Source organism: Aeromicrobium sp. REDSEA-S32_B7, from assembly GCF_001626145.1.
Lineage (GTDB): Bacteria > Actinomycetota > Actinomycetes > Propionibacteriales > Nocardioidaceae > Aeromicrobium > Aeromicrobium erythreum.
Window position 1 is genome coordinate 1 of sequence record NZ_LUNF01000301.1, and the last position, 8,873, is coordinate 8,873.

Here is an 8,873-nt window from a genome sequence, read left to right on the forward strand (position 1 = left end):
CGACGTGCCGGACCCGTCCGAGCCGGCGGTCGAGGCGACGTCGACGACCAGCAGGCCGGCGCGCCAGTGCCCGACACCCACGAGCGCGAGCCCCACCCCCAGCCCGACGGCCTCGCCGACGCCCACCGCGTCGCCCACGCCGAAGCCGACCGCCACGCCCAAGCCGACGCCCAAGCCCAAGCCGACCCCGAAGCTCATCACGCGCAGCGCCGTCCTCGGGACGACCGTGCAGGGTCGCAGGATCATGGGGTACTACCGCGGCTGGTCGCACACGACGCAGAAGCGCACGCTGGTCGTGCTCGGGCAGATGCACGGCGACGAGAAGGCCGGCCTGCAGACCGCCGACTGGGTCCGGCGCAACGTGAAGCCCACCAAGGGCAGCGAGATCTGGGTCATCCCGACCATGAACCCCGACGGCAACGCCCGCGGCACGCGCACGAACGCTCGCGGCGTCGACCTCAACCGCAACTGGGGCACGAGCGGCTACCGATCGAGCGGCAAGGGCACGCGCACCTGGGGTGGCCCCCGGGCGGCGAGCGAACGGGAGACGAAGGCCGTCGCGGCGTTCCTGCGTCGTAAGCGACCCGACTACATCGCCTCGGTCCACCAGCCGTTCGGCGTCGTCGTGCGCACCGACAAGGACCGCGGGTGGGAGCGACGCCTCGCCGACGCGCTCGGCCTGCCCATCCGCGAGGTCGGCGTCGGGACGCCGTCCGGCCTGACGAGTCCCACGCTCACGGGTTGGTACAACCGCTACTACGGCCGGCACGGCACGGCGACGACGCTGGAGTACCGGGCGTCGGTCAGCAGCGCCTACGCCGGACGCCGGGCCGGCCTGGCCATCACCGGTGCCGCGCGAGTGCGAGCCCGTCTCGGCTGAGGGCTGGGCCGGGCGCCAGGCTCGGCCGCTCGCTCCGCCCCGGAGGACGAGTGCGGGGCGGCTCGGTCAGACGAGCCCGAGCGCCGTCACCGCGTCGCGCTCCTCCACGAGCTCGGCGGCGGTCGCGTCCATCCGGGACCGGCTGAAGTCGTCGATCTCGAGGTCCTGCACGATCGACCAGTCGCCGTCGTGCGTGGTGACCGGGTAGGAGTACACGAGACCCTCAGGAATCCCGTAGGAGCCGTCCGAGCGCACCGCCATCGAGACCCAGTCGCCCTCGGGGGAGCCCTGCAGCCAGTCGCGGGCCGCGTCGATGGTCGCGGAGGCGGCACTCGCCGCGGACGACGCGCCGCGCGCCTCGATGATCGCGGCGCCGCGCTTGGCGACCGTGGGGATGAACGTGTCCTCGATCCACGCCTGGTCGTCGACGACCTCGGCCGCGTTGCGTCCGCCGATCTCGGCGTGGAACAGGTCGGGGTACTGGGTGGCGGAGTGGTTGCCCCAGATCGTCATGCGGCGGATGTCGGCCACGGCGCTGCCGGTCCGGGCTGCCAGCTGGCTGATGGCCCGGTTGTGGTCGAGCCGGGTGAGGGCGCTGAACCGCTCCGCCGGGATGTCGGGTGCGTTGCTCAGCGCGATCAGCGCGTTCGTGTTCGCCGGGTTGCCGGTGACCCCGATCCGCACGTCGTCGGCCGCGACGTCGTTGAGCGCCTTGCCCTGCGCCGTGAAGATCGCGCCGTTGGCCTCCAGAAGGTCGCCGCGCTCCATCCCCTTCGTCCGGGGGCGGGCCCCGACCAGCAGGGCCAGGTTCACGCCGTCGAACACCTCACGCGGGTCGTCGCCGATCTCGACCGAGTGCAGCGTGGGGAACGCGCAGTCGTCCAGCTCCATCACCACGCCCTCCAACGCCTTCAGCGCCGGCGTGATCTCGAGCAGTCGCAGCTGCACGGGCGTGTCGGGTCCGAGCAGGTCGCCCGAGGCGAGGCGGAAGAGCAGGCTGTAGCCGATCTGGCCGGCGGCGCCGGTGACGGCGACCTTGACGGGGTGGGTCACGTCGGGGTGCTCCTTGTGGGAGAAGGGTGCGGCGGGGTCTGTGACGAACGTAACGCAGCGGCCCACCCGCGCGCACGCGGGCGGGCCGCTGCCGGCCGTCGGTCCTCGCTCAGCCGGCGTGCGTGCGCGTCTCCACGAGCGCGTTGGCCACGAGGTCCTTCGCCTGGTCGTCCTCGCCGCCCGGGTTGTCGCCACCCAGGCCCGCGCGCACGAGCTCCTCGATCTGCTTCGCCGTCGCCTCGTCCACGTGGCGCCAGTAGTCCAGGGCCCGCTCCAGCACCTCGCCGGTCACGCCGCCCAGCAGGTGGCCGGCGACCGTCTCGACGAACCGCTCGCGCTGCGCGTCGTCCCAGACCTCGCGCACGAGGGCCCCGGCCTGGCTGAAGTCGTCGTCGTCCGGGCGCAGCGTGTACGCCTGGCGGATCATCGGACCGTCGGCCTCCCACCCGTCCTCCACCACGCCCACCTCGTCGCTGTAGCCACGACCCTCGCTGTTCGGGGCGTACACCGGCTGGTCGCCGCTGTGGTCGTAGGCCATCGGACCGTCGAACGTGTACGTGTTGTGGTGCTGCACGTTCTTCGGCCGGTTCACCGGCAGCTGGTGGTAGTTCGGGCCGATCCGGTAGCGCTGCGTGTCGGAGTAGGAGAAGACGCGACCGAGCAGCATCTTGTCGGGGCTGAACCCGATGCCCGGCACCACCGCCGACGGCTCGAACGCCGCCTGCTCGATCTCGGCGAAGAAGTTCTGCGGGTTCCGGTTCAGCGTCATCGTGCCCACCTCGACGAGGGGGTAGTCCTCGTGCGGCCACACCTTCGTGAGGTCGAACGGGTTGAGCCGGTAGGTCTTCGCGTCCTCGTACGGCATCAGCTGGACCGACAGGCGCCACGACGGGTGGTCGCCGGCCTCGATCGCCTCGAACAGGTCGCGCCGGTGGAAGTCGGCGTCGTGGCCCGCGATGCGGTCGGCGTTCTCACCGGTCAGTCCCTGCACGCCCTGCTGGCTGTGGAAGTGGTACTTCACCCAGTGCTTGTCGCCGGCGGCGTTGATCCACAGGAACGTGTGCGAGCCGTAGCCGTTCATGTGCCGGTACGAGCGCGGGATGCCGCGGTCGCCCATCAGGTACGTCACCTGGTGCGCCGACTCCGGGTTCAGCGACCAGAAGTCCCACTGCATGTGGTTGTCGCGCAGACCGTTCGCGCCGCGCCGCTTCTGGCTGCGGATGAAGTGCTGGAACTTCATCGTGTCGCGCACGAAGAAGACGGGCGTGTTGTTGCCGACGAGGCTGTAGTTGCCCTCGGTCGTGTAGAACTTCAGCGCGAAGCCGCGCGGGTCGCGCCACGTGTCGGGGGATCCCTGCTCGCCCGCGACGGTCGAGAACCGCGCCAGCATCTCGGTCTCGACGCCCGGCTGGAACAGCGCCGCCTTCGTGTACGCGGACACGTCCTCCGTCGTCACGAACGTGCCGAACGCACCCGAGCCCTTCGCGTGCACGTTGCGCTCCGGGACCCGCTCACGGTTGAAGTGCGCCATCTGCTCCAGCAGGTGACGGTCGTGCAGGAGGATCGGGCCGTCCGCGCCGAGCGTCAGGCTGTTGCGGTCCGAGACCGCAGGCGCGCCGGTCTCCGTCGTCGAGCCCTTCTGCGCCTCGGGCGTCGGCGCGGTCGCGATGGCGGTGCCGTCGTCGGGCTGGGGGATCTCGTGCGTCATGCTCACTCCTCGGGCGTCGGTGTCACTCCCACCGTCTCCCGGATCCGCGAGTCCCGCGACCGCGCGACGGCACCCCCGCCGGGCCGATGTGGTGACGCGGCTCGCACGGGATATCTTGAGGTCGAGAGACTTTCGGTCGACCCTGAGGAGTGGCCCGCGATGGCCAAGATCATCTACACGCACACCGACGAGGCCCCGCTGCTGGCGACCTACTCGTTCCTCCCCGTCATCGAGGCCTTCGCCTCGACGGCCGGCGTCGAGGTCGAGACCCGCGACATCTCGCTGTCCGGTCGCATCCTGGCCGCGTTCGCCGACGTGCTCCCCGCCGACCAGAAGGTCGACGACGCGCTCGCCGAGCTCGGCGCGCTGGCCAAGACGCCCGAGGCCAACATCATCAAGCTGCCCAACATCAGCGCCTCGATCCCGCAGCTCAAGGCCGCGGTCAAGGAGCTGCAGGAGCAGGGCTTCGACCTCCCCGCGTACCCGGACAACCCGACCAGCGACGCCGAGAAGGACACCAAGGCGCGCTACGACAAGGTCAAGGGCAGCGCCGTCAACCCGGTGCTCCGCGAGGGCAACTCCGACCGCCGCGCCCCCGCGTCGGTCAAGGCCTACGCCCGCAAGAACCCGCACTCCATGGGTGCCTGGAGCAGCGACTCCAAGACCGAGGTCGCCACCATGGGCGCCGACGACTTCCGCTCCAACGAGAAGTCCGTCGTCCTCGACGCCGACGACACCCTCACCATCCAGCACGTCGCCACCGACGGCAGCACCACCGTCCTCAAGGACGGCCTGAAGGTCCTCGCCGGCGAGGTCGTCGACGCCACCGTCATGCGCGCCGCCGCCCTCGACACCTTCCTCGCCGAGCAGGTCCAGCGCGCCCAGGACCTCGACGTCCTGTTCTCGGTGCACCTCAAGGCCACCATGATGAAGGTCTCCGACCCGATCATCTTCGGCCACGTCGTGCGCGCCTACTTCGCCGACGTGTTCGCGCAGTACGGCGACGACCTCGCTGCGGCCGGCCTCAGCGCCAACGACGGCCTGGGCGGCATCCTCTCCGGTCTCGACGCGCTCGACAACGGCGCCGAGATCAAGGCGGCCTTCGAGCAGCGCCTCGCCGAGGGACCGCGCCTCGCCTACGTCGACTCCGACAAGGGCATCACGAACCTGCACGTGCCGAGCGACGTCATCGTCGACGCGTCGATGCCCGCCATGATCCGCACGTCGGGCCACATGTGGGGCGCGGACGGCCAGGAGCACGACACCCTCGCCGTCATCCCGGACTCCAGCTACGCCGGCGTCTACCAGGCCGTCGTCGAGGACTGCAAGGCGCACGGCGCCTACGACCCGACCACGATGGGCTCGGTGCCCAACGTCGGCCTCATGGCGCAGGCGGCCGAGGAGTACGGCAGCCACGACAAGACCTTCGAGATCGAGACGGCCGGCACGGTGCAGGTCGTCGACTCCTCCGGCGACGTGCTCCTCGAGCACGACGTCGAGCCGCACGACATCTGGCGCGCCTGCCAGACGAAGGACGTGCCGATCCGCAACTGGATCGAGCTCGCCGTCACGCGGGCCCGCGCCACCGGCGCCCCCGCGATCTTCTGGCTCGACGAGACCCGCGCCCACGACGCGAACCTCATCGCCAAGGTCAACGCCTACCTGCCCGAGCTCGACACCGACGGCCTCACGATCGAGATCATGGCGCCGGCCGAGGCGACCACCTACTCGGTGGAGCGCATCCGTCGCGGCGAGGACACCATCAGCGTCACCGGCAACGTGCTGCGCGACTACAACACCGACCTGTTCCCGATCCTGGAGCTGGGCACGAGCGCGAAGATGCTCTCCGTCGTCCCGCTGATCAACGGCGGTGGACTGTTCGAGACCGGTGCGGGCGGTTCCGCGCCGAAGCACGTGCAGCAGCTCGTCAAGGAGAACTACCTGCGCTGGGACAGCCTCGGCGAGTTCTTCGCGCTGGCGGCGAGCTTCGAGCACCTGGCCACCACGGCCGGCAACGCGCGCGCCCAGGTGCTCGCCGACACGCTCGACCGCGCCACCGGCACCTTCCTCGACGAGAACCGCTCGCCGGGCCGCAAGCTCGGCACGATCGACAACCGCGGCAGCCACTTCTACCTCGCCCTCTACTGGGCCGAGGAGCTGGCGAAGCAGACCGAGGACGCCGAGCTGGCGTCCGCGTTCGCCGACGTCGCGGGTGCGCTGCGCGGCAACGAGCAGACGATCGTCGACGAGCTGCTCGCCGTCCAGGGATCGCCCGCCGACATCGGCGGCTACTACCGTCCGTCGGACGAGAAGGCCGAGAAGGTCATGCGTCCCTCGAGCACCCTCAACGAGGTCCTCGGCTCGCTCAGCGTCTGACCTGCCGCCACCGACGCCCCCGCGACCCCCTGGTCGCGGGGGCGTCGTGCGCCCGGCCCGCGGAGCGATCCGCTGGTCGAGTAGGCCGGCCGGCGACGGAGGAGCTCGTTCGGGCGTATCGAGACCACTTCAGGCGGTCGCTGGGGTTTGGCCCGCGCTGATCCGTTGCCGAGTTGTCTCGATACGCGGCACGGAGCTCCTTCGTCGCCCATGCCGCTACTCGACCAGCGGAAGGGGCTCGCTGGTCGAGTAGTCGACGCCGCGACGGAGGAGCTGGCGGAGGTCGAGACCACTCCGAGCGGTCGCTAGGGGTTGGCTCGCGCTGGGCTGTTGCCGGGTGGTCTCGATACGCGGCCACGGCGCTCCTTCGTCGCGCGTGGCCTCTACTCGACCAGCGGGAGGTCTCGTTGGTCGAGTAGCGCGGAGCCGCGACGAAGGAGCGTGCTCCGGGCGTATCGAGACCACTCCACGCCGTCGCTGGGGGTTGGCCCGCGCTGGGCTGTTGCCGGGTGGTCTCGATACGTCAGGACGAGCTCGCTGGCGCTCGCCGTCCTGACTACTCGACCAGCGGAGTGTTCCGCCGGGACCCTGTCGTGCTCCTGTCCCGATGCTCGGGTCGTCGGTCCCACTGCGCCGTGGCACGATCCCCCCATGCCCTCGACGTCCTCTCGGCGCGGCACGCTCTCGCGCCGCACGATCGCCGAGGCTGCGCTGCAGCTGATCGACGAGGAGGGCGTGGGTTCCGCCTCGATGCGGGCGATCGGCAAGCGGCTCGGCGTCGAGGCGATGAGCTTGTACAAGCACGTCGGCACGCGCGACGACCTGCTCGACGCCGTCGTCGACCTGGTGGTCGCCGAGCTGGACGCCGACCCCGAGGTGCTGCGGACGGCCGAGCACGGCTGGCGCGACTACCTGGAGCGCCTGGCGCGCGGTGTGCGCCGCTACGCCCTGGCCCATCCTCACGCCTTCCCGGTGGTGGCCACGCGCCCGTCGGAGGCTCCGTGGATCAACCCGCCCCTGCGTTCGCTGGCGTGGATCGAGTCGGTCCTCGAGGCGCTGGAGGCGGAGGGGTTCGACGACGAGGAGGTCGTGTTCGCCTACCGCTCGTTCAACAGCTTCCTGCTCGGCTACCTGCTGATGGAGACGGGTGCGCGCACCCTGCGCGACCCGAAGGACGGCGACGGGTCGTTCGGCGCGGGGGCCGACGCGTCGGAGGCGGTCCCTGGCGGCCTGTCGCCGACCCGCGACGCCGACCAGCAGGACGCCGTGGCGGAGGCGTCGACGCCGGAGCAGGTGATCGACCCCGCGGGCATGGTCGACGAGGAGACCTATCCGACGATCCATCGGCATGCCGCCCGGCTCGCCGCCGACCGCTACGCCGAGGAGTTCGAGCGGGCGCTGGCCGAGATGCTCGACGGGATCGCCTCGCGCCTGGCGGAATGACGTCGGGCGACGGACGTCCGGGCGTCGCTCCGCGTCGTGACGGACGTCTCACCAGGTCGCGTTGCGGCGCTCGGCTTACGGCGTAAGGTTTACAACGTAAGCCGAACGGTTCGGCTCCTCACCTACCCACTCAGGAGGACGACATGAGCTTCATCGACAAGGCCAAGAACACCGCCGAGAAGGTTGCTGGCGAGGTCAAGGAGGCCGTGGGCAAGGCCACCGACGACAAGGACCTGCAGGCCGAGGGCCAGAAGGACCAGACGAAGGGTTCGCTGAAGAACACCGGCGAGGACATCAAGGACGCCTTCAACAAGTGAGCCGGCCGGGGGGTACTGAGAACTCTCTGAGGAGTTCGGCGGCACCGTCACTTCGAGTTGCCGACCCCTGCAGCCGCCGTAGCGTTTTAGTTGTCACCCCACCGATCCAAGGAGGATCACCATGAGCTTCATCGACAAGGCGAAGAACACCGCTGAGAAGGTCACCGGCGAGGTCAAGGAGGCCGTGGGCAAGGCCACCGACGACAAGGACCTGCAGGCCGAGGGCCAGAAGGACCAGACCAAGGGTTCGCTGAAGAACACCGGCGAGGACATCAAGGACGCCTTCAAGAAGTGACGTCCCCCTCGCACGCACTGCGAGAAGCCCGGTCGACCGCGTGAGCGGTGACCGGGCTTCTTCGCGTCCCGGGCCCGCGACGCGCAGGACCTGAGGGCGTCAGGCGTAGGGCGTCGAGCGTCGAGCGCGGCGATGAGGGTCGGTGCGTCCCACTGACCGTCGTACCTCTCGGTGCCGATGAAGAACGTCGGGGTCGCCGCGACGTCCATCAGGTCGGCGTCGTCCTCGTCCTCGCGCACCCGCCGCAGCACGTCGTCGGCGTCGAGGTCGGCCTCGAACCGCACGAGGTCGAGCCCGATCTCGTCGGCGTAGCGCAGGAGGTCGAGCCGCTCGAGCTGGTCCTGGTGGGCCCAGAGCAGCCGCGCGTAGTCGAAGTGCCGGCCCTGGAGGTGCGCCGCCTCGTAGGCGCGAGCCGCGAGCTCGGCGTGCGGGTGGTGCTGGTGGAGCGGCAGGGGCCGCCACACCCAGACGACGTCGCGACCGAAGTGCTCGATGACCTCGTCGACCATGCCGGTGGCCCGGCTGCAGAACGGGCACTCGAAGTCGCCGTACTCGACGAGCACGAGCGGTGCGTCGGCCGGCCCCTTGTAGTGGTCGCGGCGCGGGTCGAACGGGCGGAGCAGGACGGTGCCCGGTGGCACGACGGGACGCCGGGAGTCGAGCGCGCGCAGCACGGCGGCGCCGAGCACGAAGGCGAGCACGGACGCTGCGAGCACGCCGACCCTGGCCTCGTCCTGCGCGGCAGGGTCGTCGATCGCGATGCCGACGATGAGCAGCGAGATGGTGAAGCCAATGCCCGAC

7 protein-coding genes and 2 pseudogenes are annotated in these 8,873 nt (G+C 70.5%); 5 read left to right on the top strand and 4 right to left on the bottom strand.

From position 1 onward, the window contains the following. Positions 1-246: pseudogene (locus A6Q79_RS17415) on the bottom strand (hypothetical protein); the annotation flags it as partial. Between A6Q79_RS17415 and A6Q79_RS17420 the strand changes: the two are divergent. Continuing rightward, entirely contained in the window at positions 245-880 is a 636-nt protein-coding gene (locus A6Q79_RS17420; RefSeq protein ID WP_317698864.1) for a M14 family zinc carboxypeptidase, read from the top strand. The pseudogene A6Q79_RS17415 and the gene A6Q79_RS17420 sit on opposite strands and share 2 nt — an antisense overlap. A gap of 66 nt (positions 881-946) precedes the next feature. Here the strand turns inward: A6Q79_RS17420 and A6Q79_RS17425 are convergent, their stop codons facing one another. Together A6Q79_RS17425 and A6Q79_RS17430 are read right to left on the bottom strand one after the other, a co-directional pair. Further along, positions 947-1,933, bottom strand: coding sequence for a malate dehydrogenase (locus A6Q79_RS17425; protein WP_067854905.1), 987 nt, complete (start codon positions 1,931-1,933; stop codon positions 947-949). A 109-nt stretch (positions 1,934-2,042) separates the two neighbouring features. Next, entirely contained in the window at positions 2,043-3,641 is a 1,599-nt protein-coding gene (locus tag A6Q79_RS17430; protein ID WP_286690091.1) for a catalase, read from the bottom strand. 159 nt (positions 3,642-3,800) lie between these two features. Here A6Q79_RS17430 and A6Q79_RS17435 point away from each other — a divergent pair, with 159 nt between their 5' ends. The 4 genes from A6Q79_RS17435 (at position 3,801) to A6Q79_RS17450 (ending at position 8,072) form a co-directional block, all read left to right on the top strand. After that, complete coding sequence (locus tag A6Q79_RS17435; protein ID WP_286690092.1) at positions 3,801-6,017, top strand: NADP-dependent isocitrate dehydrogenase; 2,217 nt, start codon at positions 3,801-3,803, stop codon at positions 6,015-6,017. 651 nt (positions 6,018-6,668) lie between these two features. Continuing rightward, positions 6,669-7,460 carry a TetR/AcrR family transcriptional regulator gene (locus A6Q79_RS17440; RefSeq protein ID WP_286690905.1) on the top strand — a complete coding sequence of 264 codons (792 nt, stop codon included), beginning with the start codon at positions 6,669-6,671 and terminating at the stop codon, positions 7,458-7,460. 143 nt (positions 7,461-7,603) lie between these two features. Next, on the top strand, positions 7,604-7,777 hold the full coding sequence (locus tag A6Q79_RS17445; RefSeq protein WP_286690904.1) for a CsbD family protein: 174 nt from the start codon (positions 7,604-7,606) through the stop codon (positions 7,775-7,777). A gap of 121 nt (positions 7,778-7,898) precedes the next feature. Further along, the gene (locus A6Q79_RS17450; protein ID WP_286690906.1) at positions 7,899-8,072 is read left to right on the top strand and encodes a CsbD family protein; all 174 of its coding nucleotides are present in this window, start codon (positions 7,899-7,901) and stop codon (positions 8,070-8,072) included. 179 nt (positions 8,073-8,251) lie between these two features. Here A6Q79_RS17450 and A6Q79_RS17455 read toward each other — a convergent pair. Next, positions 8,252-8,866 (bottom strand): annotated as a pseudogene (locus A6Q79_RS17455) (thioredoxin domain-containing protein); the annotation flags it as partial. Between the last annotated feature and the right edge of the window lie 7 nt (positions 8,867-8,873).

Bases quoted from the DNA above. Each gene is read 5' to 3' on its own strand.
- A6Q79_RS17420 (WP_317698864.1), top strand. From the start codon at position 245: ATGGGGTACTACCGCGGCTGGTCGCACACGACGCAGAAGCGCACGCTG.
- A6Q79_RS17430 (WP_286690091.1), bottom strand. From the start codon at position 3,641: ATGACGCACGAGATCCCCCAGCCCGACGACGGCACCGCCATCGCGACC.
- A6Q79_RS17435 (WP_286690092.1), top strand. From the start codon at position 3,801: ATGGCCAAGATCATCTACACGCACACCGACGAGGCCCCGCTGCTGGCG.
- A6Q79_RS17440 (WP_286690905.1), top strand. From the start codon at position 6,669: ATGCCCTCGACGTCCTCTCGGCGCGGCACGCTCTCGCGCCGCACGATC.
- A6Q79_RS17445 (WP_286690904.1), top strand. From the start codon at position 7,604: ATGAGCTTCATCGACAAGGCCAAGAACACCGCCGAGAAGGTTGCTGGC.
- A6Q79_RS17450 (WP_286690906.1), top strand. From the start codon at position 7,899: ATGAGCTTCATCGACAAGGCGAAGAACACCGCTGAGAAGGTCACCGGC.